This window comes from Paenibacillus sp. An7, from assembly GCF_009870785.1.
GTDB lineage: Bacteria > Bacillota > Bacilli > Paenibacillales > Paenibacillaceae > Paenibacillus.
Window position 1 is genome coordinate 1 of sequence record NZ_WTWX01000029.1, and the last position, 26,959, is coordinate 26,959.

Sequence of the window (26,959 nt, forward strand, 5' to 3'; positions counted from 1 at the left end):
AGCATGAAGCTAGTCGTGGATCGTGTGAACAAACAACAAAGAGCGAAAGCCTCATGAAATTTAAAATGTACTACGATTGCATTGGAGTAGTCTGCAATTTTATAAGTCAATGCATTATGAAATTGATTCAATTAAGGATGGTTTTTATGAACACGAACGAAAATCATTGGGAACTATATGTATATGGGAATGCAGGGCTCTCATATGTTGATTTGTATCCGCACTTTATTTTTTATCACGGTGATGTAGAAAAGGCTGATTTCAATGTTCGGTTTTCATCTAAACATGTCGCTTGTTTGGACCTTGCAGAAAAAGATAGAGCTGCTATAAGACTTAAAACTTTGTTGAGATATATTAGTGGTTTACGATTAATGAAAAATTTAGAGTACATACATCCCGATTCTCAATTGTATTACGTTACAAGAGACAGAATAATTCAAGTTGAATCCTCCCCAGAGATAGGTTTGGAGATGCTTTTGGATGAACTATCAAATCCATTTGATACGAACAGTATTGATGGCTTCATCCCAAGAGACGCTAAAATGGAACCAAATGCAGATTTAGACTTCATTCAAATTCTGATAGATGAACCACTTGCAAGAGAAAATATACTATTGTTCACCTTAGCCTACGAGAATAATTTAAATTTACTGGTTAATACCTATAAGATATATGAGAATGTAAAGGCTGATCTTCAGGTTCAAACTAACAATGGGAAAGTAATAATTAGGGGAGAAATTAAGTATCCTCAGGAACTGATTGATTCTATTACTCAGATATATAAACTTGCTCAGTTCATTAATTCAAAAACTGCATCAGGATTGCTTTCTAGACATGGCACAGGCAATACACCTGCTCCTGATAAACTGCCTACAATTAATGAAGTTGTAGAACATTTGAGGGGCCTTGTTTATAACTGGATGAATTATCGATGTTCGCTGAGATTTGGGAGAAACTACATTTTAAAAGAACGAAGAGAGGAAAAGGAAAGCTTATTAACAGATGAAGATTTTTATAAGTTAGAGAAGTTAGCTGAAAATGCAAAAGATAAGTTTGGTGACCGAGAATAAGGGAGTGAAAAAAATGCAAATAAGGCACTGACATCCAATAACACCATATCTACGCTGTGGTCTGCACCCTTGGTTCGCAAGATGAGGAACCAGAGAAGTAGAATCAGCTCACAACCCTGCGAGGCTAAGTCCGCTGGACCCAGTCGCTAGCGCTCCTTTAAGCCTCTCGGGTTCGTAGATACAGAAACGTTATGAGAAATCGGCTAAGAGCGTAAAAAATAATTAGAGTTGGTGATCTCGATGAAGGATCCAGTGATTATTGAACCGTACAGAGATAATTGGCCAAGTCTCTTTAATGAATTGAGAGCCCAGATCGTAGTGGAAATTGGTTCTGATATACATAGAATTGATCATATTGGGTCGACGGCAGTAGTTGGTTTAGCAGCGAAGCCCATTATTGATATTCAGATATCAGTAAGTGATTTAGGAAATATAGAGACAATTATATCCGGACTTGCATCTTTAGGATATCTATATCTTTCGGATAATGATGATTTGACTAAGAGGTACTTCAGAGAAGCACTTGGGACGTGAAGAACCCATATTCATGTAAGGCAAGCAGGTAGCTGGTCTGAACAACTCAATTTATTATTTCGAGATTACTTAAGAACTCATGAAGATGATAGGGATCAATATGCAAGGACGAAATATGAATTAGCAAACCGGTATAGAGATCAAAGAGAACAATATGTAGAAGACAAGAGTGAAATCGTATGGGAGATTATAAAGAAGGCTAATACATGGAGTCAAAAGATCGGATGGAAACCTAGTAAAGGGGATTGGTAAGTGATTCGAAGAAGCGCCGACATCTTATAACATTATATCTACGCTGCGGGCCATTCGGACCTTGGTCTGCTGAAGATAATTTGAAGAAGTGTAACCAGGCAGACAACCCTGCGAGGCTCAGTCCGTCGGACCCGGTCGCTAGCGCTTCCTTAAGCCTCTCGGGCTCGTAGATAAAGGAACGTTATAGAAAATCAGCGTAATGCATTAAATACAAAATTTAACATAGGGACAGTTTGATTATTTACAAGTTGTAGAATGAAGATGGGAAGTTCTAGCAAATAAGGAGGGACATAAGTGCAAAAAAAACTGGTTGTATTGTATATGTTACTGATGACTTTTATTTTCACTGGATGCATTGAATGTAATAATATTTCTTCGATTTCTAAGCAAACACCCTCTCAGACTGGAGGCTCAACTCATGAAAGTTCTGATGACTCACCAATAAAATTAACATCACCGGATACTTCTGGTATTGATAGTCTAGGTATACAATTTAATGAATATATAAACGCAAGATATGGGTTTTCAATAAAGTATCCTGCTGAATGGACTGCTGGTGAGGAGTCAGATAGTGGTGATGGGAAGATCCTTTATGTAGGAAATCCTGATGTAGATATTCGAGTGTATGCTTCAAATTATTTGGAAGGTATATCTAATCCTTATCATCATGAGGATAAGGATCTTCAAATGCAAATAATTAAACTCGATAATGGTAAAGAAGCAACATTAATGGTCGGTAAACAAAACGACAAAGTATTATATGAGATGATTTATATTTCTCAATCAGATGTTGAGTATCACTTCTATGTCAATGTTTCAGATGATTTTTTTCAAAACAATGAGAAGGTTTTATTAAAAGTCGCAAAGAGTATGGATATTCTTGACTGAGTGGGAAGGTTGCTAATTATACGATAAAATATTAATGTAAGTATTTCAAAGTAGGCACTGACATCCTATAACATAGTATGCAAGCTGCGATCCGTTCGGCCCTTGGTTTGCAAGAAGAGATAGCCAGAGAAGTTGAATCAGCTCACAACCCTGCGAGGGCTCAGTCCGTCGGACCCGGCGCGATGCGCCTTAAACTTCTCGGGTTCGTAGATACAAGAACGTTATACGAAACAGTTGCGATTTTTTTTGAAACCAACTCAAGGAGGCATATAAATGAGTAAGTATGATCTGGCAGCTATAAAAGCGGTCGAGTTAGTTTATCAAGGTGTTACTGATTCACCAGTTAAGGCATGGGACATTGCTACTTCAGAACTGTTCGGTGAGGGATCATGGGGACATAAAAAGGGCTGTCCAAAGAATGCCTTTTTAGGATTATGTGAAGAGGGATATATTCAAGGAATTCCAAAAGGAATATATAATACAAGAAGAAATTCAAAAAATAAGAATTATGCGATAAAGGCGACTGAAATAATAAAGGAACAACCTGAACTATTAGAAGATACTAAAAAACTATGGTACAGAGTTAGTAATGGTAGTGGAATGTCACACAATTACCAGATGGAAGTCGTTAAAGCCCTTTATAAGAAGAATTACATACAAGACTAATTTGTGAGTAATTTCAATGATGGCAACTGAATCGCATAACAATATATTCACGCTGAGGGGCTTACGCCCCTTGATCGTCCGATGTATAATCATGGAGATAACTCAGACGACACACGAGCCGGCCTAAGATAAGAGTTATCTAAGGCCGGCTCGTGTCGTGAATACTTGAACGTTAGATGAAGTCATATGACAAAATCAATCAAAGAAGAAAACGAGGAAAATAATAATGTTTACATACAAAATTTATGATCTTTCTTATTTATCACTTTTAGAGATTGAAGATGTAGACAAGTTATATGATTTGATTAATAGAAATAGGGAGCATATTGGGAAATGGTTGAAATTTCCGAGTATGACTTTAAAATTAGAAGATTCTCAAGCTTTTATTGAAAGAACACGGATCAGTTACGCCAAAGAGGAAGGGTACTGGTTAGGTGTATGGAATGAAGATCATTTAGTTGGTTCTATCGGGTACCTATACGTAGATAAAGAGAATAAGAAAACGGAAATTGGATATTGGTTAGGTAAAGAATACGAGGGAAAAGGACTCATTACGAAGTCAGTTATAGAACTTATCAATCATGCTTTCGACAAGTATAAATTAAATAAAATTGAAATAGGAGTAGCAACAGAAAACAGAAAGAGTCGTGCAATTCCTGAAAAATTAGGATTTAAACAAGAAGGTGAATTGAGAGATTACGAATGGATTCAAGGTAGGAATCTAAACCGAATAATCTACGGATTAAAAAGAAGTGAATGGAATAAGATTAAATAGGTATATGACATCATCTAACAAAATATTTACGCTGCGGGCATGCGCCCTTGGATCGGCATTTGCCAGACACCCAGGATGCACTGGGTCTTGAAGACAGGAACGATATCTGAAATCATCCAGCTAACATTCAAAACTAACTAAAGGAGTGACCTAAATGATAAAGTCGCCCGGAGGAAGCAAAGACTTGGTTGATAAGTGATAGCTAGTGAATGTAGCTTATGAAGGTGATGACATCTGTTAACAAATCATTCACGCATCGGGTCATAAGACCCTTGGTCCGCTGAGACGTATCGTGGAAACGTGTTCAGCGGATAATCGCCTGCGGAGGTTCGTGAATGCAATAACGTTAGGTGAAATTACTAAGAGAGTGAAATTAATCAAACCAGGAGGACTAATATGGTAATTCTGATTGTCGTTGTAGTAATAGGATTTGCTGGTATTATTGGAAATCAAAATTCAGCATTAAGAAGAATGGAATCGATTCAAAGATCTTTGGATGAAATAAATCAGAAAATACGAGATGAAAAATAAGTGAATGTGAAAGTTGAAGCAGACCGGACAAACTCGACTGCGTCGGACGTCGTGAATACAGAACGTTAGACAAAATTAACGGAGAGGTAAAAATAATTATGAGTCATAGACTACAAAATTATATATTACTTACCATAATTCTTGTTCTGATAATTGCATTAATAATTACAAATAAAGATAAAAGTAGTACAGAAGAATCAAGGAATGAATTTTTCTTGGTCAACTTTGATAGAAAAGATTTTAAACGATTAGAAGTTCTGGCTAATAGATTCAAAGAGAGAAAGGGAGATAATTTGATTTTAATTCCTCCCGTAATTGATGGAGGATATTGGATACATGACGTGATGTCAAACGGAAGAGAAATATACTGGACGGTGGATAATACAAGGGATGGAATGAGCTCTAATACGGGTAAGCAGGAATACATTTGTAAAGGAATAGACATTAGAGAATCGGAAAATCACTATACTTTTGAACTTAGTAAATGCAATAACTATAAGGAAGATGAAAAATTGGTAATGGTTTCTTTCTTAAAGGAGAGATTACAAGAATAATAATTGTGATTCGTGGAAGTCGTTAACACCAGCTATCAGTGTGTTAACGCATTGGCGGGACAAGCTACCTCGGCCCCGGGAGTTACGGCGTGGAAGCGATTGCAGACATATACCTGCACCACCTTAAGGTGGTGGACGTCATGAACACGGAACGTTAGAAGATATTGGCGCAAAGGGGAGAAAACGATGGAAACTTATGCTCATTTTGTTTCAAAGAAAACGAATCAAGGGATAAAGGTATTTCGACACCATACAGAGTTTCATTCTAAAAATGGCCCTGGAAAAGCAATAGGCTTAGTTGTAATGATGAACCCAGGAAACGCGAGACCTATTGATGATAGCATTTTTAATAGACTCGAAAATTCTGAATATGAAACAAAAGAACCAGTTCTTACAGTGCCTGATAATACAATGAAAAAGGTTATGCGGATGATCCAAGAAGCTTATGATGATAGTGGAATCATACTTCCACATCAATATTCAATCCATATTGAGAATATATTTAATATTCGTGAGAAAGACAGTGATAAGGCAAAAAGATATGCAAGAAGTATTAGCGGAATAGACCATCTAATGTTTAAATCTAGAGAATTATTTAAGAACTATGATTTTGTATTTTTCGCTTGGGGCAAATTGGATATAGCGGTAGAACGTCAAAAGGACCTGCTCACAAAATACCCAAAAGCAATAGTCGTAAATAAATTGAATTACAGAGGTGCACTTAAGGATGTGAGTTATCCTGTACATCCTCTATACATGAAAACGGATTACTTTCTAGAGGCAGCAAAAGATAAAATAGGGATTGGATTGCTCGAAGAAGACGCCAACATCCTATAACAAAGTATTCAAGCTTCGGTCAGACGCCCCTTGGTCCTGCAGGGGGTTTCCGGGGAAAAGGAAGTAGCCGGATAATCCTGTATTGGTTAAGTCCGTCGATCTCGGACCTGGCGCGTCTTAAGCCAGTGAGGGTACGTGAATACAAAAACGTTATGTGCAATTGAGGCAATAGCTAATCAAGTTCAAGACAGGAGGGATTTAATGTTCGATTCGTTTAAGAAAGCCTATGCTATATCCTTTTTATTTATAGTATTGGGAAGTCTATTGTTCTTGTATCATTTATTGAATTCTTTATCCTTTTCGGTAGAAGGGATAATCATAATGGTAATAGGCTTAGGGCTTTTATTTGTAATAAATGCATCTAAATTTGAATTAAATAAGTTAAGACTTGAGGAGATAGAAACGAGAAAAAGAATAGAGGAAATTGCAAAATATAAGAGTCACGAATAAAAATAATGAGGTGAAAAGATGAAAAAGATAATATTTTGGGGTAAGGACGCGAATGACGATAGACTTATAAATGAAGTAATTTTAGGAGTGAAAACCGTTACCTGCACACCAAAGGTCTGGTACTATAATGATCCCATAGAGGAGCCGACTGTTATTGGTGATTTAGTAGCTGTATTTGATAGACGAGGAAATCAAAGATGTACTATAGAGATTACAGAAAACTATGAAATTCCTTATGGTTCAGTTGATGATAGAATTGCTCAGGGCGAAAATTGTTTATCTGTAGAAGAGTTTTATGATGATCATAATTTTTGCTGGGAAGAGCCTTTGAAAAATGAAGGCCTAAGTTTAACTAATGAAACAATAATTGTTGTAGAACATTTTAAACTATTAAACGTTAGCCAAATAAGTTCTTAGTATTAGGAGGAGTCTGTATGATATTAGAAAAAGTTATAGATAGAATTGTAATACAAAGTGAATATAAGGATTTTGTTGATAAGTATATAGATAATATACTTACCGAATTTAAAGGTAAGATTCACAGCGTTTATATGTGTGGCTCGATTCCAAAAGGAATTGCTGTACCTTTTAAGTCAGATGCAGACTTTACTATTGTATGTGAAAATCCCAAAGATATTGATTACGATAGATTATCAAAAATTAAAGACAGGCTTTTGGAAGAATATCCAGTATTAACTAAGATTGATACGATAATTTGCTCAATTGACGATGTATTAAATAAACCAAATGATTGGGGTTTTTGGGTTAAGATCATTTGTGTTTGCATGTATGGTCATGACATTGGTGAGAAAGTACCGCCAATCGTTATTTCTCCAGAGTTCATTTTAGACTTAAATAGAGAGACCAAGGAGGAAGTGAATCGTATACATAGTGCACTTTCTAATGCTAGTGATAATATGTTGAAAACTAGATATATCAAAGGTTACTCTAAGAGATTAATTCGTGCATTATACTCTTTGGTTTTAGAAGATACAGGTGAATGGCAAGATGACATTATTAAGATGAAGAATGCCATACTAAACTATTGCGAGATTGACTCCGCTTTAGTTGAGTATCTGTATGCTTGTTACTTGGATAGTAATGTGCTTGTTGAAGAGTTTCTGGGAATTGCAGATGAAGTATATAGTTATTTTGAAAACGCCTTAAATACAATGGCTACTTCTAGAAAACGCTTCGAGTAACAACAGATTTACGCTCAAAGTTACTCTGAGAAACAAGTGACTACATTCAGCCCCCTAAGCCCGTCGGGACATCACTGATGTATTAGGTGTTCGGTTAGCCTAAGCTTTAAGTACCGACTCATAGGGACAAAACGTCATCAATACAAAAAGTCAGCCGAAATTCACTAGAACCTATTCAAACAAGGGGGCAGGAGGAAATAACTAATGGAAGATAGTCAAATAAGAAGTTTAATTATCAGCCTACTCATAGGATTAATCATTTATATGGCTGGACTCATTGTAAGGAAAAATCCCCCCGAAATGATAAATTCACTATATGGATACCGAACCAAGAGATCGATGAAAAATCAATTATTATGGGATGAAGCCAATAAATACAGTGCAGAATTAATGATGAGATATGGCATGTTGTATGCTCTAATCGGCTCAATATTAAGTCTGCTATTTAATGGAAAATATATTTCGATTGTTATATTTGGGATGATATTGGTTCCTATAACACTCCTAATAATAAAGACTGAAAAACGATTAAAAAAACTTGATGAAGAGATAGGGGAAATAGAATAATTTTAAAAGCCGATTTATAGAACAGTGAACAATACAAGAAGGTTAGATTTCTTGGTGGATGCTACGTAGGAATATTCGTTTGAACTTAATTGAAGTGTCGCCAAGCAATGTGAATACTGAATCGTTATACGACATTGCTTGAAGTGCTTCAAATAACGATTTTAGTTTAAGGGATATAAACTTTAAGTTCATTAAGGAGTGATTTGATGAGAAATTTTAATTTTGATATGGATAGCGGAACAGAAATAACTAAGTTTAATAGTGTACAATCCACTTTCTCAAGAGTCATTCAACATAATAAACCGGAACATATAGGATGTTTTCATATAGGGTTTAAAGGAATCGTAAGATCACATCCGCAACGGTACATCAATTATTTTAGTGTTAAATGGTCAAGGTTGGGTAGTCGGTAAAGAGGGGATTAAATATTATATTCAATCCGGTAGAGTAGCCTTTTGGGAGCCAGAAGAAATACATGAATCGGGATCGGAACAAGGAATGACAGTGATTGTAATTGAAGGAGAAGATTTAAAACCTTTGATGACAGAACTTGAATGGCTTGAAGGTTAATTTGAAGAAGAAATAACATCATATAACAATATAACAATATATTCACGCTTCGAGAGTGTGGTTTCTGGATTGACAAAGGCAGGAGGCAAGGAAAAGCCAATTCAGGGAATCAATCCTGTGAGTTTAAGTTCTGAGACACTAATTGTAGTAAGTATATATATCCAAGGAGAGCCTGGTATCAAATTTTATGGAATTGATTTCGTGCTAATATGTGTGGGGTTCTTTTATGAACGATCAGAGCGAGGATGAGGATAGTGAGAATAATTTTTGATTTAAACAGTATTGAGAAATATTTTTAAATTTAGGTAAAAAGTTATAATTCATGCAAGCCATTATGTGAGAGTACATGAATACAAAAACGTTAGAAGAAAATGCGCGAGATCCTAAGAACGGGAGTGATTATTATTAAGTTCGTATTGCTATTTGGACCCCAAGCCGTTGGGAAGATGACTGTTGGTCATGAATTAACAAAAATAACCGAATTAAAGTTATTTCACAATCACATGTCGATTGAATTGTTCCATCCTTTCTTTGGTTTCGGCAGCGAAACATGGAGACTATCTGAAATTGTAAGAAGAGAGTTCTTTGAATCGTTCTCGAATAGCAACCAATATGGGCTTATTTTTACTTACGTATGGGGGTTTGATCTTCAAGCAGATTGGGAATTTGTTAAACAAACGTGTGATATTTTTGAATCGAAAGGTGCCGAAATCTATTTCGTTGAATTAGAAGCAAATATAGAAGAAAGAATAACAAGAAATGCAACGGATTTTAGACTCGATCAAAAACCAACAAAAAGAAATGTTGAACAATCTGAAATGGACTTGATCAGCACGATGGAAAAACATAGACTCAATTCTCATAAAGGAGAAATTACAAGAGAAAACTATTTGAGAATTGATAATACTAATTTAAGTGCAGATGAAGTCGCAGGAATTATTAAGGACTCATTCCATTTCTAAAAGCTTGCAATGTAATTCAAGTGAGTGCCGATATTTTATAACACCGTGTTATCCATCTGATCTATGATATTTATTTTTAATTCAACGCTGTTTATCACATTCCGCGGATAGCAGACTCTTCAGTCTATAAGTCGGTAGAGCGCCTTGAACAATAGAATGTTTTATGAAACGTTATGGCCGAATGGTTGCCGCAACTGATAAAGGAGACGAAACAATGAAAAAGTATATACTCTTCGATCATGATGGTGTTTTGGTTGATACTGAATTCTGGTATTACAAAGCGGGAGAACGCGCTCTGGCCGACATTGGATTTACTTTGGACAAAGATCAATACCTCCGCGACATGACCCAGTCATTGGGCACGTGGTCCCAGGCAAGGGTGGCAGGTATTGATGAACAGACCATCAGCAAGTTGCGTGATGTCCGTAACGTCTATTATCAGGAATATCTTAGAACAAAAGCTATAGAGATTGAGGGTGTAGTTGAAACTCTAGCTGAACTTTCAAAGTACGTTCGCATGGCCATTGTTACTACTGCAAAAAATGCTGATTTTCAACTTATACATGAAAAGCGCAAGATTAGACAATTCATGGATTTCGTCCTTGTTCGCGAAGATTACGAGCACACTAAGCCACACCCGGAACCATACTTGACTGGCCTAAAGCGTTTCGGAGCTACTAAAGAAGAGACTCTGATCGTAGAGGATTCAAACAGAGGGTTGAACTCAGCCGTAGCGGCTGGTATCGACTGTGCTATTGTCCATAACGACTTTACAAAAACACATGACTTCTCGCAGGCCAGTTACCGAATTAAGACACTGATTGAACTAAAGGATATTATCCTAAGTGAAATCTGAGCAGGTTTGTGACGAGGCAGGATGTTCATTTTCAAGCATGGGAAACAAGAAGGTGTATTTATAGATCTTTTATAGACCATTAAAGCTCTCGGGTTTGTACCCTGATCGTAGATGCGATCAAGGAATGAATTTGTGTGTTGTTTGAGGAAGTTAGGTGGAATGTCATATAAAAATTCATTCACGCATCTGGCCGACCCCCTCGGCCCAGACGTGAATTCGAAGAAGCAGATGCTGCGACAACTCCTACGTTAGTTCGTGAATACAAGAACGTTATATGAAACAACTGCAAATAATGTTACTCAGGTTATCAGGGAGAATCTATGAAAAATAAAGCTTTATTTGCTACTCTAATCATTGTTTTTCTACTCTTTATGTTTGGAAATTCAATGACCACAATCCCAGGTCAAAGTTCTGGTAACGGAAATCCTGCAATATTGTTATTACTTCCTTTGTCCATATTTTTCATAGTCTTGACCTTTCAATGGTTCAAATTTTTTAAAGATAAGATGATGAGCAATAAAACAGTCATTATCTTATCACTGCTAATTATCTGTCATCATGCGATCGGATTATATTATCAAATAATGAGTTTTCAAAGTTACCGTATCCTTTTGGCAGAAGTATATGAAAGGCAGTTTGGAACAATTGATTGGGATTACATTAATTCGATTACATCAGGCCTATCTATTCACATCAACAATCAATATTTTAATATAAATACATATTTTTTGTTTTTAAGTCTTTCACTTTTGATTTGGTTATTGAGTCAAATGATAATAAGTTTGCGGAGAAAGATGGGAGAAAATAGCGGAAATAAGATATAAATTTTAAGTAAGGGTTGCTCAATGACTTCAATAAATTCAGTCGCTCTGCTCCTTTAAGCCTCTCGGGTGGGTTCAGAAACACACAAACGATATAAGAGATTACTGGTAATTTTTTAGATAATATTTAAGGAGATAATTTATGAAAGGTAAAATACTCTTATTATTTTTTGTTACGATAATGTTTTCATCTTGTCAAAATAATAGTCAATCGACTACGTTGAACAGCGAAACTAATTCATTAATGAATTCTGAACTAGAAATAACTGAAGGTCAATCAGAACCTTCTGACAATGAAGTGTTATCCATGAGCATTGGGAACTATGATTTGAAAGGAGAATTTTATGATGAAATGCTCCGAAATCCTATAGATCATGATTATGAAGTGGAATTTAATGAATTTCAAAATTCCAAAGAGATTATCACAACTTTGGGAAGGGGGGCGTTGGAAAGCAAATATACAGAGATTTGGGATAAAGAGTTGAATCAAATATATAAAAAGCTTCTCTCTAAGTTGGATAGAGAACCAAGAGAATCACTAATTGAATCGCAGAAAGATTGGTTACAGTATCACTTAAAGGAATCAAAATTTGTAGAGAAGACATTTATTACGAATGGTTACCTTGGATCCAAAGGATCGGTAAGCCTAGGCACGGTTATACGGGAGAGAATTAGGGAAAGAACAATGCAATTATTTGAATATCGATATTTGCTAGATGGTGAAGTTGAGTTTGTATACCGAAGTGAAAGATAGAGTTGTAATCTTGCTCAAAGTTTATAGGTGATCCCTCGATAATAGAAACGGCGTATAACAATGTATTAACGCTGCGTGGCTATCATCCTTTGATTTTTATATGTATAATAATGGAAGAATACTCAGTCAACAAACGACCTAGCCTAATACAAGAGCTATCTAAAGCTGGGTCGTTTCGTGAATATAAGAACGTTATGTGCAATTCGGGGATAAAACATATATCTAAGGAGAATTTTCATGGATGGAAACATCAATTTAAGATTATAGATATTACAGGAATGAATCATCAAATTAGCAACTCGTATCAATGATGAACAATGCAAGATTTACAACTTGATTATTTAGAAGATCCAAACAGTAATACGATTGGTGCTTCACTGCTTCATATAGCTGCGGTTGAGATTGGTTTTCAAATTGAGATTTTTGATAATAGAACACCAAATGAGGAAGAATTAATAGAATGGCTTGCAGCTTATGAACTAGGCGAAAAGGGACGGAATGAAATTAGAGGTAAGTCTCTTGATTACTATTTAAACAAGCTTGAACAAGTACGCCTTAGAACTCTAAAAGAATTTAGACAAAAAGATGATAATTGACTATATGAAGACCGGAAATGGTCTGGATTAGCTTCAAATAATTATTTCATTTGGTTTCATGTATTTGAGGATGAAATAAATCATCGGGGACAAATCAGATGGTTAAGACAGAGACTTCCTAAGCCAACTATAAGATGAATAGTAAATAGTTTTGTAAGAAGATTCAAATATGATCTGAACCTCACAAAACATTATATTCACGTTTAGAGGCATGCACCTCTCGATCTGTCCGCGGATTATCAATGATGTGGATTAGACAAACACACGGGAAAGTTAAGTGAAAGATCTGCACATATGGGAGGAAGATGTTCATGGATGTAGGAAAGTTATTTGAATCTTCACATACGTTTGAAACAGATCGCTTGATAATCAGGAGATTAACACCAGAAGATGCTTTGGAGTACTTCGAGATTGCCTCGAGCCCGATCGTTTCTGCTGAAACAATCTGGAATAGACATCAAACATTAGAATACACCATTGGCTACCTTCGAAGGGTTTCGGACCGAATTGAGAGAAAAGAAGAGATTCATTGGGGGATTATACACAAAGATACAGATAAATTGATCGGACGAACTGGGCTAATAATGATTGATTCAGAGCATGAAAAGGCTGAATTAGGATATGTTATTTCGAATCAATATTGGAATCAGGGAATTGCAACAGAAGCTGCATATCCAATCCTTGAATATGCATTTAATGAGGCCGGCTTTAATAGGATTGAAGCCAGATGTCGTACCAACAATGTTGGTTCATATAGGGTAATGGAAAAGCTAGGATTCGTATTTGAAGGGGTGCTAAGAAAGCAGCTAAAAATAAAAGGGAAGTTTATGGATCAAAAGTTGTACTCAATCCTGAAAGAAGACTTCATAAGCAAATACGTGGAAGGTAGTACCATCGAATAACATGGCATTCGTGCTGTGAGCATCTACCGGGTTCCTTAATTCATCACTGACATAGAGAATTAGAGATCAGACGGATAACGCTCACCACCACCGAATCGCGGCCGTAAGTTCTGGGAGGATAAAGAGCTATCTTAGCCTCCAGACTTCTTTAAGTCGGTGAGGGTAGGTATATATCTGATCGTTATATGTAATCGGCGTAAGGCTATAAAAACATTAAAAAAATACAGCTATGATAAAAGATAGGCTTTTCGCTAATATTGTGTCTGAAAGGATAATGAGTTACATGTTCAGTCGTAAAGATACTAGAAAATTACTGGGGATTTTTTTCGGGATTACCTTTCTAATTACAAGTAGTTTAACAATTTACTTATTGGAAACGGATAAGACACATCCATATATAAGTGGATTATTAACTCTTTCTCTATTTGCATTTTTCCTAACAGCAGGAAATTTTATAATATTGATTTTGAAGAAAATGCAGAAGAAAAGAGAGTTGTTAAGATCGCAGAATTAATGTAAATAAAAGCTGATAATAAATAATTTTAAATAATTATATTGATCTGCAGATGGATATCTGGAAACGGATACAGTCGGACACATGCAGCATTCGCTGGGCTTCAAGAACTTTATACTACATTTCTATTAAATTTGACAAAGTCAGGAGCGAATCCATGGATATTAGTACATTAATATTTGCTCAATTAGTAGGTAAATTTGAAGAAATTAAAGATACTCTGAAAAAGGGGTTAGATCAATTAGATGATGATGAAGTAAATTATCGTCCTAATTATGAGAGTAATACAATAGCAAATTTGGTTGTTCATATAGAAGGGAATATTCTTCAAAGAATTGGAACAGGTATCCATGGATATCAGGATGAGAGATCTAGAGAAAATGAATTTAGCAGAGAATTGTATGTTACAAAGGACGAATTATTAAATAGAATTGACCATTCATTTGCGTTTTTAATTGAAAGCACAGAAAAATTGCAATATGAGGATCTATTAAGAGAAATAGAAGTGCGAGGAAAACCAAGAACAATATATGAGGTTTTACAACAGTGTGCATCTCATTATTCAGAACACCTTGGTCAAATTCTTTATATATCCAAAATATGTTTAGGATCATCATATAAAACAACTTCAATTTATAAGAAGACATTTTGATATAGGGTAAGAAATTGAAAGCAGATATGAAAACGTATCCAAAGGTGCTCTCAACATCGTATAACAGAGTATCATGCAAAGAGAAAATTGATAAAGCAGGGGATACGTAAATAAAGAACATAAAGCTACACTATTTTTTGGTAAGAAGTTGACAAGAGAGTATTTCAAGATATCGGTTACATCGGATAACAACATATCTACGCTAGGGCTACATCTTTGGTTCGCAAGAAGAGGAAGCAGAGAAGTTGATTCAGCTTACAACCCTTCGAGGCCGGCTCAACCGGACCCAGTGTGTTTGCCTCCTAAATCTGCCAGGTGTATTTTCGAGGAAGTACATATAGGCAGACACATACACATACATACATCTCCTAAGATATTCTCAGTATCTCAAAGATATCTAATGGGGAAGCCACGTAGCGATTACGAAAATAGTAGGGGAAAATTCACCAAAATAAACAGGAATAATACATTCTAAGGAAAGCTAAATTCTCTAGGGGGCAAATATGTACCTAATGTTAGGCATTTCCTTGTTGTTGACATTTTCATATAAGCTAGTGGAGATGTGTCTAAGAATAACCCCTATAAGCAAAATAGGAAAATATACTGTATTCGTTTGGGCTTTGTTTATATTGATCGATGTCCCATTTTTTAATGATAATTATATTTTTAAGATGCCTATTCAATATGAGCAGGCACTACCCATATTCGGATTTCTTATCTTGGTATATATCGTATCATCTCGCTTCTCAGGATATAATCCGATTGGAAAGTATAATATAGTAAATTTTATCATTACTTATCCAATAGTAGAGGAAATTATTTTTAGAGGATTAATATTGCCAAATTTAGAGCAGGTCTTTGTCTCATCCGAAAATATACAAATTCTTTATATGCCTGTAACAACTCCAGTTATTGTTTCTGCGATTCTCTTCGCGATCTGTCACTTACAGTATTATAAATTATCAGCGCAAAGTATCAGATTTATAATTAATGCTTTCTTGGGTGGGATTTTGTTAGGTGCCATCACTGTGATGACACAATCGATATTGTTTGCGCTCATATTACATATTGTATTTAATTCATTTTCAGTGATTTTTGCAAAGAGAATGTCAGAAAACGCTGTTCGAAATTCATAAAATTCCATATTGGAGGAGATATAAGGTGTCAAAAACAATGAAAGAATTTGAAGAGTTTGTATTTTATGTAGACTCAATTGACGATGAGCTATTATCAATACCTATTGCCGAAGGGAAATGGACTGTAAAGGAAGTTATAACTCATTTGACGAATTGGGATGCATATAGTATTGAAAAGATGGTTCCTTACATGAAAGACAATGCTATTTTACCGGAATTTATTAACCATGATACACATAATGTAGTGGCTATTGAGCTAGCTAAGAGTTATAAGGATCGTGAGACACTGAAGAACGATTTTCGCGAAACAAGAAAAAGACTAGTATCTTTGCTTAACAGCATCGGTTCGGATATAACGTTTACGATTGGGAAGGGAAAGAGGAAATATACAGTCGATTCGTATGCAAAGATATTTGTACATCATGATAAACATCATCAAGGACAGATAGAAAATGTAAGATCTTCATACAAAGAAAATCAGAGATGATTTGGAAATTTTTATATGAAAATTATCATATGAGGCTCACATAAATCCAACTGTTGTAAGGCAGTGAGTGTTGATACATACAAGATCATGAAACTACTAGAAGAAAAGAGGGGAAGATCTATATGAATCTCTCTATTATTGAGAAGATTATTGAAGAAAAGGGTAAGACGTCGCATTTTTCAGGATCCATTTTATTTGGGAATCAAGAACAAGAATATACGAAAGTATATGGCTTTGCTAATCGTAGTGAAGGAATTAAGAATACGGTAGATACGAAGTTCGGTATAGCATCTGGATGTAAAATTTTCACTGCCGTAGCAATATGTCAGCTTGTCCAAGAAGGTAAAATATCACTCGATTCATTACTTAAAGAGTGTGTGGATTTTGAATTTCCTAATTTTGATCCAAACATCACAATCCACCACTTGCTAACGCATAGTTCGGGCGTTCCAGATTATTTTGATGAAGAAGTCATGAATGATTTTGAGGGTCTATGGAGAGAAAAACCAATGTATCACGTCCGTGCTCCAAAGGATTTCCTGCCACTATTTCAATACAATCATATGAAGTTTAAACCAGGAGAGCAATTTGCATATAACAATGCTGGCTACATTTTGCTAGGTCTAATCGTAGAAAAAATCTCGGGAATGGAATTCACAACCTATATAGAGAACAACATTTTTCGTAGATGCGGGATGCATGAATCAGGGTATTATCGAATGGATCAGCTGCCTGCAGGTACAGCGCTAGGGTATATTGATGAGGATCAATGTTGGAGAACGAATATCTATTCCCTTCCGATTAATGGTGGACCTGATGGAGGAGCCTATACAACTGTTAAAGATTTGAAAATCTTCTGGAATGCATTACTGGAAAGTGATTTACTAAATACGCATTATACTAAACTTTTACTAACTCCTCATGCTCAAGAAAATGAATTCATTCATTATGGTTATGGTGTATGGATTTTGAAGATTAATAATGAAATATGTAAGTATTTCGTTATGGGAAGCGATCCTGGTGTATCCATGCAATCTTCTGTTTATACTAACGGGCTGCATGCCCATATTCTCGGTAATACAAATGTAGATACAGGAGAGATCGCTAGGAAAATCGATGAAGAGATTTATAAAGAAATTTGAGGGTATTTCAAACAGGGAGGGTTATATGAAGACCATTATTTATATGGTTAGACACGCCGAGTCACCATATACAGAAGGAAATGAAAGAACTAGAGGGCTTACCTTAGATGGAAAGATGAATGCGAAGAAAATAACGGAAATATTAAAGGACGAAGGAATAAACGTTATTATTTCAAGTCCTTATGTTCGAGCAATTCTAACACTGGAGGGGTTGGCTAAAGAGTTAGAGTTAGATATTCAGATATTTGAGGATCTTAGAGAAAGACATTTTTCAGACTGCTTGATTTCTCACGAAGAATTTATGCCCGCTATGAAGAAGATGTTTGATGACTCTGACTATGCATTACCAGGAGGAGAATCAAACAAGGTCTGTCAGAATCGATCAGTTGCAGTTTTAAAGAATATCTTAGAGGTACATAAGGGAAAGAAAGTTGCTATGGGAACACACGGGAATGTAATGACATTAATGATGAATTATTTTAATTCTAATTACGGATTTGATTTCATGAATCAAGTAAAGAAACCAGACATTTATAAATTACAATTTAAAGACCTGACATTAGAAAAAGTAACAAGACTATGGAAAGACCAATTAATTTGATAGTGATAAAAGAAAGTTTTAACTTCGTGTAACATAATATTCTCGCATCTTGATTTTTATCGGCTTTTGGGAGGGGGAGTTCAAGTAAATGATTTCTTTTCTGATATCGATATTACTATATCCCTCTCCGAGAATTGAGTTTTCCGAGGAAGAGATTGCTCAATTTGAAAAATTAGCACTATCAATTAATGATGGACGTTTGATTAACTACCAATTACCATATCAAAAGTTTCGCTTCTTATCGTATTTGTCTATGAAAGGGAATTACGTTTTTCATGGTTCAAATAACCATAGTATTGAATGCTTTGAACCACGAGAGCAAACATTATATAACGGTGAAATGACGAAAGCAATTTTTGCATCATCAGACCCAGTTTGGTCTATGTTTTTTGCAGTATTTAATAGAAATAAATTAGTAGGAAGCTTTAGGAATGGGTGTATTCTTGGTCGAAGAAAGAAATATCACTTTTATTCAATAAATGAATCAACAATGAAAAATAAACCTTGGACCAATGGAATGATATACATTCTTCCAAAAGATAAATTTTCTACATCAATTCAAGGGAAAGTCCATTTTGATGAATGGGTCTGTAAAGAGTTAGTAGTACCCATCGGAAAGGTGAACGTTTCATTGGAAGATTTTTATTACCGAAATCAAATAGCAACACATAAGGATAACGAATCATTGTTAAAAACATGGATGTTGTACAAGGCAAGAACTATGTTACCGAATTGGAAGAGGGCAAGGAACAGCATATAAACATCATACCTCCGCCGGGTCGCTATGTTACCTGGTGTGGCCGAGGGTTTTTGAAAAAAGCGAATCGACTAGACTACCCTGTAGGTTCTGAGGTTGTGATTTGTACGGACAATAAACCTTGCGCGACTAAGTCTTCGACCGGACTTACAGGCAGTGACACGAATACAGACGTGCATTTTTTATATATAAAGATGAAGAATTAGCTGGTTTTGCTCTTATTATGCTTGGAGTACCGAGGGAGTTTGTTAAGCTAAGTGATGTTCAAGAAACTAATGTGATGAGTGATTTTTTTGTTTTACGGAAATACAGAGGGGAGGGTGTAGGAAAGCAGGCAGCATTTGATATATTTGATAAGTTTCCGGCCGCTTGTGAGATCAGACAAACACAGAGAAACCATCCAGCTAATCAATTCTGGAATAAAGTAATAAAGTAATAAATGAATATACAAATGCGTCGTATAAAGAAGAGTATTTAAATGGAAGTTGGGACGGTCCTGTGCAGTGTTTTCAAAGTAATAAGTATGATTAGTAGGTTCTTAAGGATGGTGAGATATCCTGTAACAACATATGTACGAAGCAGGCTTTGCCGTTGGTTCGCGTTATGAGGTAATTGGATTCAGTGTTGAACAAAGCGAAGGAAATGAAAAGTTCACGCATATAAAGATGTCTGTAAATTTTGCACATAGAGCAAGTCAATAAAATGAATATTTGACCAAGAAAGAGAGTGCTTAGATGATAAATGTATATCTTGATGATTTAAGAGATTGTCCAGAGGGATTTATTGTGGCAAGAACTTTTGATGAGGCAGTCGAATTATTTAAAACTAACCCAATAAATGTTCTAACACTTGATCACGACTTAGGAGTAGACGCTGAAGGGAACGAGTTAAAGAACGGTTATGATTTTGTAAAGTATTTCTGTGAGCATGGGTTGAGAGCAAGCAAGATCTATCATCATACAGATAACCCAGTTGGTAGGAAGAATATGTATGAAACCTTGATAGCAGCTCAGAGAAGAGGATTTATTGATAGTGATATTGAAATTTATCATTACCCAATAACGGCTAATAAGTATAGTGGAATTTAATAAAAAGATTATTATTTTAAACAGAGAAAGATGAAAGGGTGAAGACTAATTATTTCATATTGTAACAGCGAATATGACAATAGAAACAGACAACGAAATAAAACGAATTGGAATGGTTTGGAGTTATGTAGCTCATAGAAGCAGCTGGGAACTTGGTTTTGACTTATTTGGACAATATCTATACATTGAAATTACAAGGATTTGCTAGATATATTGAAAATCAGATCAAGTCTTTCCTAGGAATTAGCTTGAATCATGGAGGGAGATATGAACCTTACAGTCGTTCTACTTAAGAGGTAATACGTACAAATTTATAATTATGGAATTAAAATTTGAACATTAAAAAAGGAATTTAGGGAATGAGATATTATAAAAGAGTCTGGAGTGAAAGCTATGCTTGGAATAAAAGCAGAGAAAATCAATGATAATCTAGTTATTATATGGCAGTTATCTAAAATAGAAATCCCCATATCTGAAATTGTAAACATATCGCATGATGATACTTATGGAGGGGAACAAAAGGATGCGATTAGAATTGGTACTCCATACGGTACCACCGATAGAATTATTATAAAGACTAATTCTCAAACCTATATTCTATTTACAACGAATGTAATTTCTTTAGAAAAAAAACTGAATTCGATTAAGAACACGTTTGGCGGGCTATAATCCTTAAAAGCCTATAACTCATTTCATTGTAAGAAATACATAGGGCTAAAATTAATTTCAGAAAAATAATATGATATAATTAGAAGGTTGCATTATCAAAATTATAAGTAAATTAAACTGAAGAAGAGGCGATATTTTTGCTTGTTATCCGTTCAACTAAGAAACTACTAAAAGACATGAAAATTGATAAAATCATAACTCCGATTGCTATTTCTGATCCGTTCTTTAGTTGGCATGCTAATCTCGTTTTAGTGAACAGACGAAAGCATGTAGTTTTCGTAAATGATCTTACGAGATTAAGTTTGACTATACCAGGAATTAGAAGTACCCAGTATAAAAACCTGGAGAATATTTTCAAGGAACATTTAAAGAGCTATTTACTTTTTGAAAACATTGATGATTCAAAAATTAATGAATATCTAAACGGATGTCACGAAGCTATATACACAACAACTAATAACAGAAGTATACTTGGAACATTAAATGATATTGTTTTTATTATGAAGGACATAGGTAGGGAATTTGATGATTGTAATGATCTGAATAGATGGAATAACTATAGAATATTTAAAACAATAGATTCAAATAATACACAAAGATATCTTAAGCCAATAGAATTATTTAATAAGGAATTAGATGAACAATATAAAGTTTTAGATCGAGATGTTTAAAATAAGACATGATTAGAAACCAAACTACATCGAAAACGGCTCCCGAGGGAGCCATAATTCGGTGGCAACATGCGTATTCTTAAATTATCTGATTATTCTGATCGTGAACATGAGGGCATAACTAAGTGAAAACGAAGACATAAATACAGAGATTCATAGACTTCAACTAACATAGAATAAACAAGTGGTTTGAAAGTATTTCAGATACTTCAGCTAACAATTGGTTTGCATTCTTGGGCATTTACCCTGGATCAATTCGCTTGAAAGATAGAAAGTAGAATATACAAAATACTGAACCCAGTTGGGAGGTAATTGGATGCAAAAAGAAATGAGTGCTATAAATCGAGAGCAATGGAATCATGAGCGATATCAAGCTTGGATAAATCGATTTGGTTCCATTGAGCAAGAAGCCAAAAGAATTATGGATGATCCAAAGAAGAGAATAAAGATTTTAGCTGACTATATTGGTGATGTCAGAGGAAAACGTGTACTAAATCTTCTCGGATCAAACGGAACAAAGGCAATATCGATTGCATTGATGGGCGCTAAAGAAGTTAAGGTTGTTGATATCGCACCAGAAAACGCAAGATTTGGAATGGACCTCGCAAGAGCTTGTAACGTTGAAATAAACTATATCGTTTCTGATGTAATGGATCTAAAAGTAGAGGAACTTGGTGAGTTTGATCTTATTTTTATTGAAATGGGAGTACTCCATTACATCTATAATATCGAAGAATTATTCAAGATAGTAAATAAATTGCTATGCAAGGGTGGTAGATTTGTACTTAGAGAATATCACCCAGTACTTTGGAAATTGCTAAAAGAAGTAGACGGGCAATACATTGCTAGTGGTAATTATTTTGAACAAGATGTGGTCGGAGAAGAGATGAAGTTAAGGCGCTGGATACTTGGAGAAGTAATAACCTCGATCGTAAATGCGGGATTGACAATCAAGGCTTTACATGAGGAATCTGGAGAAATACAGCGATGGATTTTTAAGGATCTACCAGAAGGCATAGAAGATAGAATCCCTGGAATCTATGCTGTAATTGCGACTAAGTAATACTTTTCTAAGATCTGACATTTTTCTGCACGTAAAATCAGGCGGCTTGATCTACCGAATGATATGCTCCTTTTGAAAGGAGGAATTGCCGTGGATTGGTTCCAGCGTATGAACCATGCTATTGACTACATTGAAGAGAACTTAGAAAGCGATATCGATTATGATCAGATTGCAAAAATTGCTTTATGTTCTGTTTATCAATTTCAACGGATGTTTTCATTTGTACTTGAAGTTCCTTTAGGAGAATACATTAGGCGCCGAAGACTTACACTTGCCGCCTTAGATTTACAAAACAGACAGAATAAAGTGACAGATGTGGCTTTGAAATATGGATACAAAACGCCAGAATCATTTTCTCGAGCATTTCAAAATATGCATAACTTGACTCCTACATCAGCGCGCGATACCGGTTGCCAGTTAAAAGCCTATCCTCAAACGAGATGCTTTTCAAGTTTATGGGTTAGAAGATATATACAACTATGATAATATTGCGAATCAACAAGGAGAATCGATCCCTGAAGTCTGGCAAAACATAGACAAGAAGGGTGAACTCGATCGGAGAATAGCAAAGTTGATGGATATACCATTGTTGATGTTCCAGCATTTACTTGGGTCGTATTTTCAACATTAAGTGATGAGAATGAGAGTGGAAGATATGATTTGAGTACTTTAAAAAATAAAATATTTTCGGAGTGGTTACAAACATCAAAGCTTAACATTTTAGATGGTGGAAATTTCGAAATGTAATGTACTAACAAGGACGGTTATGAGTATTGTGAACTATGGTATCGAATTGAGAACAGCAGTAAATAAATTAAGAAACAAATAAATCGCTCAGCTAATAAGCAAACTTGTATAATTTAGTTTAAAACCTCCCAAAAGAAACAGTTAGATTGAAAAGCTTTTATGGGAGGTTTATTTATAATTTTCTATAAACGTATTCACACTGCGGGCTATGACCTTTGATTTTTAAAAGGAAAGTAGAAGTGGAATCTGACCGCTAGCCCTGCGAGTTTAAGTAAGTGGAGGGGTGAAGACATCATGAAGAATCGTATACATATTTTTGGTGCATCTGGGTCAGGAACATCAACATTAGGACAAGAATTATCAAAGCGGCTGCCGCATGTCAACTTTGATGGTGATGATTATCTCTGGATTGAGAAATTTACTAAACAAAGAAAACCACCGGAAAGATTACACTTACTAACTCAAGATCTATCTGAGTATAATCAGTGGATTTTATCAGGTGCGATATGTGGTTGGGGAAATGCCTTTAAATCAAATTTCGATTTAGTGATTTTTCTCTATGTGCCTAAAGAAATCAGACTTCAAAGACTAAAGGAAAGAGAAATACATAGATATGGCAAAGATGTCTTACCTGGAGGATGTATGTATGAACAATCAAAGACTTTCTTAGAGTGGGCTTCCTTATATGATGAGGCTGGGTTAGAGGTAAGAAGTAAGAAGCTGCATGAACAGTGGATGTCAGATTTAACTTGCCCAGTTCTAAGGATAGAATGTAATAGCTCTATTAGTGAGAGAGTGAACCTTGTTATAGCATATTTGAATAATAATGAATAATTTCAAGTGGGTTATTAGGATTTTTGAACAATTGATCGAAGAAACTGACAATGAAATAATACAATTACACGATGAAAATAATGGTTTTGTAAAAAGAGCTAAGATGTTTCCTGTAACCTTCGTTATCAAAGCAAGAAAAATGTAAAATATGGAAGAAGTGGTCCTAGAGTTTAGTTGCTTAGTGGCTTAGGGAAGGATGGCATCAAATAACAAGTTATTGAGGAGAGTGAAGATATGACTGCTATCTTAAGTAAGGCCGGTGCAATATTTATTCCTGTAAGTAACATCATAAATGCACGAGAATGGTACTGTTCCATACTTAATCTTGAACCTGATTATGAAATAATCGCAGGTCATCTTTGTTGTATACCCTTCGATAACAATGGATTGAATCTTGTTCTTGACAGCCAAATATACAATGAACAATCTATCTTTAGGAATCCTGCTTTCCATTTCAATACTAATGACATACAAAAAGCTTACCAATTTTTGAGAGAACGCAAGGTCGAGTTTGTAACAGAAATAGAGAATGGCCATTGGTTTAACTTTAAAGATCCAGATGGGAATTTATTAATGGTTTGTAAATGCTAATTTGAAATCGGTCATCGCAGATATTAACAAAGAGAGCAGATTCTGAAGGAAATTATAGATTACAATGGTTGCTGAAGGACAGCCTTGAAATATACTTCAAGTTACAAAATAGATGGTATTTAGGCCCCAAGAAATCAATTCAGTGGTTACAAGAACATGATCAAAGAGCGTATACACTGTACTCTAATGCATTACACTGGAACGCTAGCAACAAAGACATCGAAAACTTAATTAATTATATGGTTAAGAACTAAATTCAGCGTATGAATTCGTATAAGCATTTTAAAGAAAGTGTCTTAAGTGGAAGGGAGATCAATGATGCGTTGTCTTGGATGCAAACTTGCAAATCATGTAATGGAAACAAATGTTATCCTTGAAGATGATTTAATTACATGTATTTTGGACATTGACCCGTTGAATGAAGGACATACGTTGATCTTGCCAAAGAGACATTATAAAGATCTCGAAGAGATCGATAAGGCAACTATTATTTCCATCATGAACGCAGCAGTAATCATATCTAAAGCTCTAAAAGAAATTTATCAACCTGATGGAATATCGACCATTCAAAATGGTGGGGAATTTAACGATTTAGATCATTATCACATGCATGTATTTCCAAGATACAAGAATGATGGATTTGGATGGGTAGAACCAATAAATGAGTTTCAAACTCCATTGGACCAAGTAAAGGAAAGGATAGTTGATAAATTAAATACAATTAGTAAGTAAAATCGAAAGGAATTAAAAAATGAATCTCATCCGTATAGAACCAATTGGTAAGAATAACTGGGAAGAAGCTTATTCAATATCTCTGCTCAAATCACAAGAGAAACTTGTACCTTCTGTTATGGAATCGTTAGCATGGGCTTATATAAAACCGTGGGATGAGGCGTTTGATCCATATATTTTGTACAAGGATGATAAAACAATTGGATTTTTCTATCTTTCCTATACACCTAATAGTACGGATAATTACTGGATCGGCGGTTTTCAAATAGACAAGGAATATCAAGGAAGAGGATTAGGAACACAATCTCTTAAAAGAATATTAGCATTCATTCAGGAAACGCACAGTCAATGCGAAGAAATCTCTCTAACAATCGATAAAAGTAATAACCACGCCAGAAAGCTTTACGAGAAATTAGGATTTATTAATCAAAATATAGAGAACCAAGATGGCGAGATTATATATAAATTTAAGATAAAATAAAAAAGCTATAAAGCAGCAATCAACGCAACATTGACAATCTCGATGAGTTTATAATTTGGTATTGTGATTGCAAATATAATTCAAAGGAGAAATAAATGCGATATTCAATCAGACCTGTAACAGAGCAAGATGTACCTTTTTTATGGGATATGTTGTATGAATCTTTATATGTTCCAGAAGGAAAGGAACCTTTTAATAGAAATGTGATTAAGGAACCTTTTCTATCGAAGTATGTGGAAGATTGGGGTAGAGAAGGAGATTTAGGATACATTGCAGTAAATGACGAAGGATTACCTTTAGGATCAATCACTGCTCGATTCTTTAATGAAGATAATAAAGGATTTGGATTTGTAGGTAATGATGTACCAGAGCTTGGAATAGCTTTGAAAGAGGAATATAGAGGAATAGGAATTGGGAAAGCGCTGTTACAAATGTTGATTGACGTGCTAAAGGAGAAGGAAATAAAGAAAGTATCATTAAGTGTAGCCCCTGATAATATAGCAGCAATGAAATTATATCAAGGATTTGGGTTTAAAGAAGTTGGAATGGTAGATACGTCAGTTACAATGGTTTTAGAACTATAAGGTCTTTTGAAAGTAAATCAATGCAGTATAACATAACCTAAATATAAAATAATGAGGATAATGATGAAAAATACAGTATACGTAATTTCTGGTCCTGCGGGGGTTGGTAAATCTACAACATCCCGAAGACTCGTAAAAACGTTGGATAGAAGTGCATATATATCTGGAGATGTTATAAGTCATCTTCCAGTTAACGGCCGTGGGAAACCATGGCTAGACAGAAGCACTTTAGATTTAACATGGAAAAATATATTGAACTTAACTATGAATCTATTAGATTATAAATATGATGTTGTGATTGATTATGTATCTTTTCCAAAAGAAGTAAAAGAGAGCGTAAAATATTTTGTGTAAATAGATAAATAGCAAAAAAGGAAGACCTTTTCTTGTAGAATGAAGTTACCACACCACAATTCACAGAAA

General features: G+C 35.1%; 36 protein-coding genes and 1 pseudogene. All 37 read left to right on the forward strand.

Annotated elements, in window-relative coordinates; translation table 11 throughout:
• Nucleotides 1–146 precede the first annotated feature (146 nt).
• The 37 genes and pseudogenes from GQY27_RS19430 (at nt 147) to GQY27_RS19605 (ending at nt 26,890) form a co-directional block, all read left to right on the forward strand.
• Entirely contained in the window at nt 147–1,070 is a 924-nt protein-coding gene (locus tag GQY27_RS19430; protein ID WP_160036918.1) for a hypothetical protein, read from the forward strand.
• A gap of 240 nt (nt 1,071–1,310) precedes the next feature.
• Nucleotides 1,311–1,856: pseudogene (locus GQY27_RS19435) on the forward strand (GrpB family protein).
• Nucleotides 1,857–2,150: 294 nt separating this feature from the next.
• On the forward strand, nt 2,151–2,744 hold the full coding sequence (locus GQY27_RS19440; protein WP_160036919.1) for a hypothetical protein: 594 nt from the start codon (nt 2,151–2,153) through the stop codon (nt 2,742–2,744).
• A 273-nt stretch (nt 2,745–3,017) separates the two neighbouring features.
• A complete protein-coding gene (locus GQY27_RS19445) occupies nt 3,018–3,410 on the forward strand; it encodes a DUF6979 family protein (protein ID WP_160036920.1) in 393 nt (130 codons plus the stop codon).
• 226 nt (nt 3,411–3,636) lie between these two features.
• Complete coding sequence (locus GQY27_RS19450; RefSeq protein WP_160036921.1) at nt 3,637–4,185, forward strand: GNAT family N-acetyltransferase; 549 nt, start codon at nt 3,637–3,639, stop codon at nt 4,183–4,185.
• Between the two features lie 396 nt (nt 4,186–4,581).
• Entirely contained in the window at nt 4,582–4,716 is a 135-nt protein-coding gene (locus GQY27_RS21945) for a hypothetical protein (RefSeq protein ID WP_268893046.1), read from the forward strand.
• Nucleotides 4,717–4,814: 98 nt separating this feature from the next.
• Nucleotides 4,815–5,270, forward strand: a complete 456-nt coding sequence (locus GQY27_RS19455; protein WP_160036922.1) for a DUF4362 domain-containing protein — start codon at nt 4,815–4,817, stop codon at nt 5,268–5,270.
• Between the two features lie 186 nt (nt 5,271–5,456).
• A complete protein-coding gene (locus GQY27_RS19460) occupies nt 5,457–6,107 on the forward strand; it encodes a DUF1643 domain-containing protein (protein ID WP_160036923.1) in 651 nt (216 codons plus the stop codon).
• A 135-nt stretch (nt 6,108–6,242) separates the two neighbouring features.
• Entirely contained in the window at nt 6,243–6,557 is a 315-nt protein-coding gene (locus GQY27_RS19465) for a hypothetical protein (RefSeq protein WP_160036924.1), read from the forward strand.
• 18 nt (nt 6,558–6,575) lie between these two features.
• Nucleotides 6,576–6,974 (forward strand): ASCH domain-containing protein, encoded by a 399-nt coding sequence (locus tag GQY27_RS19470; protein ID WP_160036925.1) that lies wholly within the window; start codon nt 6,576–6,578, stop codon nt 6,972–6,974.
• A gap of 17 nt (nt 6,975–6,991) precedes the next feature.
• On the forward strand, nt 6,992–7,759 hold the full coding sequence (locus GQY27_RS19475) for a nucleotidyltransferase (RefSeq protein WP_160036926.1): 768 nt from the start codon (nt 6,992–6,994) through the stop codon (nt 7,757–7,759).
• Between the two features lie 204 nt (nt 7,760–7,963).
• Nucleotides 7,964–8,326: an SdpI family protein gene (locus tag GQY27_RS19480; RefSeq protein ID WP_236570664.1), complete on the forward strand. Its 363-nt coding sequence runs from the start codon at nt 7,964–7,966 to the stop codon at nt 8,324–8,326.
• Nucleotides 8,327–8,707: 381 nt separating this feature from the next.
• Nucleotides 8,708–8,896, forward strand: a complete 189-nt coding sequence (locus GQY27_RS21825) for a hypothetical protein (protein ID WP_236570665.1) — start codon at nt 8,708–8,710, stop codon at nt 8,894–8,896.
• A 404-nt stretch (nt 8,897–9,300) separates the two neighbouring features.
• Nucleotides 9,301–9,858 (forward strand): DEAD/DEAH box helicase family protein, encoded by a 558-nt coding sequence (locus GQY27_RS19490; RefSeq protein WP_160036947.1) that lies wholly within the window; start codon nt 9,301–9,303, stop codon nt 9,856–9,858.
• Between the two features lie 214 nt (nt 9,859–10,072).
• On the forward strand, nt 10,073–10,714 hold the full coding sequence (locus tag GQY27_RS19495) for an HAD family hydrolase (protein ID WP_160036927.1): 642 nt from the start codon (nt 10,073–10,075) through the stop codon (nt 10,712–10,714).
• 320 nt (nt 10,715–11,034) lie between these two features.
• Nucleotides 11,035–11,538 (forward strand): hypothetical protein, encoded by a 504-nt coding sequence (locus GQY27_RS19500; RefSeq protein WP_160036928.1) that lies wholly within the window; start codon nt 11,035–11,037, stop codon nt 11,536–11,538.
• Between the two features lie 139 nt (nt 11,539–11,677).
• Complete coding sequence (locus GQY27_RS19505; RefSeq protein WP_160036929.1) at nt 11,678–12,289, forward strand: lysozyme inhibitor LprI family protein; 612 nt, start codon at nt 11,678–11,680, stop codon at nt 12,287–12,289.
• A 317-nt stretch (nt 12,290–12,606) separates the two neighbouring features.
• A complete protein-coding gene (locus GQY27_RS19510) occupies nt 12,607–12,885 on the forward strand; it encodes a hypothetical protein (RefSeq protein ID WP_160036930.1) in 279 nt (92 codons plus the stop codon).
• Between the two features lie 311 nt (nt 12,886–13,196).
• Nucleotides 13,197–13,787: a GNAT family N-acetyltransferase gene (locus GQY27_RS19515; RefSeq protein ID WP_160036931.1), complete on the forward strand. Its 591-nt coding sequence runs from the start codon at nt 13,197–13,199 to the stop codon at nt 13,785–13,787.
• A 671-nt stretch (nt 13,788–14,458) separates the two neighbouring features.
• Complete coding sequence (locus GQY27_RS19520) at nt 14,459–14,953, forward strand: DUF1572 family protein (protein ID WP_160036932.1); 495 nt, start codon at nt 14,459–14,461, stop codon at nt 14,951–14,953.
• 512 nt (nt 14,954–15,465) lie between these two features.
• Nucleotides 15,466–16,089, forward strand: coding sequence for a CPBP family intramembrane glutamic endopeptidase (locus tag GQY27_RS19525; protein ID WP_236570666.1), 624 nt, complete (start codon nt 15,466–15,468; stop codon nt 16,087–16,089).
• Between the two features lie 25 nt (nt 16,090–16,114).
• Nucleotides 16,115–16,576, forward strand: coding sequence for a DinB family protein (locus GQY27_RS19530; RefSeq protein WP_160036933.1), 462 nt, complete (start codon nt 16,115–16,117; stop codon nt 16,574–16,576).
• Between the two features lie 122 nt (nt 16,577–16,698).
• A complete protein-coding gene (locus GQY27_RS19535; RefSeq protein WP_160036934.1) occupies nt 16,699–17,718 on the forward strand; it encodes a serine hydrolase domain-containing protein in 1,020 nt (339 codons plus the stop codon).
• 25 nt (nt 17,719–17,743) lie between these two features.
• The gene (locus tag GQY27_RS19540; RefSeq protein ID WP_160036935.1) at nt 17,744–18,319 is read left to right on the forward strand and encodes a histidine phosphatase family protein; all 576 of its coding nucleotides are present in this window, start codon (nt 17,744–17,746) and stop codon (nt 18,317–18,319) included.
• An 88-nt stretch (nt 18,320–18,407) separates the two neighbouring features.
• Nucleotides 18,408–19,079 carry a hypothetical protein gene (locus GQY27_RS19545; protein WP_160036936.1) on the forward strand — a complete coding sequence of 224 codons (672 nt, stop codon included), beginning with the start codon at nt 18,408–18,410 and terminating at the stop codon, nt 19,077–19,079.
• Between the two features lie 220 nt (nt 19,080–19,299).
• Nucleotides 19,300–19,512, forward strand: coding sequence for a hypothetical protein (locus tag GQY27_RS22130; protein WP_442950922.1), 213 nt, complete (start codon nt 19,300–19,302; stop codon nt 19,510–19,512).
• Nucleotides 19,513–19,810: 298 nt separating this feature from the next.
• Entirely contained in the window at nt 19,811–20,164 is a 354-nt protein-coding gene (locus GQY27_RS19555; RefSeq protein WP_160036937.1) for a cyclic-phosphate processing receiver domain-containing protein, read from the forward strand.
• 393 nt (nt 20,165–20,557) lie between these two features.
• Nucleotides 20,558–20,833: a SunI/YnzG family protein gene (locus tag GQY27_RS19560; RefSeq protein WP_160036938.1), complete on the forward strand. Its 276-nt coding sequence runs from the start codon at nt 20,558–20,560 to the stop codon at nt 20,831–20,833.
• A gap of 137 nt (nt 20,834–20,970) precedes the next feature.
• Nucleotides 20,971–21,504: a DUF6933 domain-containing protein gene (locus GQY27_RS19565; RefSeq protein ID WP_160036939.1), complete on the forward strand. Its 534-nt coding sequence runs from the start codon at nt 20,971–20,973 to the stop codon at nt 21,502–21,504.
• A gap of 316 nt (nt 21,505–21,820) precedes the next feature.
• The gene (locus tag GQY27_RS19570; protein ID WP_160036940.1) at nt 21,821–22,567 is read left to right on the forward strand and encodes a class I SAM-dependent methyltransferase; all 747 of its coding nucleotides are present in this window, start codon (nt 21,821–21,823) and stop codon (nt 22,565–22,567) included.
• A 90-nt stretch (nt 22,568–22,657) separates the two neighbouring features.
• Entirely contained in the window at nt 22,658–23,050 is a 393-nt protein-coding gene (locus tag GQY27_RS21830; protein ID WP_328803027.1) for a helix-turn-helix transcriptional regulator, read from the forward strand.
• Between the two features lie 558 nt (nt 23,051–23,608).
• Complete coding sequence (locus tag GQY27_RS19580; protein WP_160036941.1) at nt 23,609–24,148, forward strand: ATP-binding protein; 540 nt, start codon at nt 23,609–23,611, stop codon at nt 24,146–24,148.
• Between the two features lie 234 nt (nt 24,149–24,382).
• The gene (locus GQY27_RS19585; RefSeq protein ID WP_160036942.1) at nt 24,383–24,739 is read left to right on the forward strand and encodes a VOC family protein; all 357 of its coding nucleotides are present in this window, start codon (nt 24,383–24,385) and stop codon (nt 24,737–24,739) included.
• A gap of 315 nt (nt 24,740–25,054) precedes the next feature.
• Nucleotides 25,055–25,471, forward strand: a complete 417-nt coding sequence (locus GQY27_RS19590; protein WP_236570667.1) for an HIT family protein — start codon at nt 25,055–25,057, stop codon at nt 25,469–25,471.
• A gap of 19 nt (nt 25,472–25,490) precedes the next feature.
• Nucleotides 25,491–25,952 carry a GNAT family N-acetyltransferase gene (locus GQY27_RS19595; protein ID WP_160036943.1) on the forward strand — a complete coding sequence of 154 codons (462 nt, stop codon included), beginning with the start codon at nt 25,491–25,493 and terminating at the stop codon, nt 25,950–25,952.
• A 95-nt stretch (nt 25,953–26,047) separates the two neighbouring features.
• Nucleotides 26,048–26,536, forward strand: coding sequence for a GNAT family N-acetyltransferase (locus GQY27_RS19600; RefSeq protein ID WP_160036944.1), 489 nt, complete (start codon nt 26,048–26,050; stop codon nt 26,534–26,536).
• 63 nt (nt 26,537–26,599) lie between these two features.
• On the forward strand, nt 26,600–26,890 hold the full coding sequence (locus tag GQY27_RS19605) for a nucleoside/nucleotide kinase family protein (protein ID WP_160036945.1): 291 nt from the start codon (nt 26,600–26,602) through the stop codon (nt 26,888–26,890).
• Nucleotides 26,891–26,959: the final 69 nt, after the last annotated feature.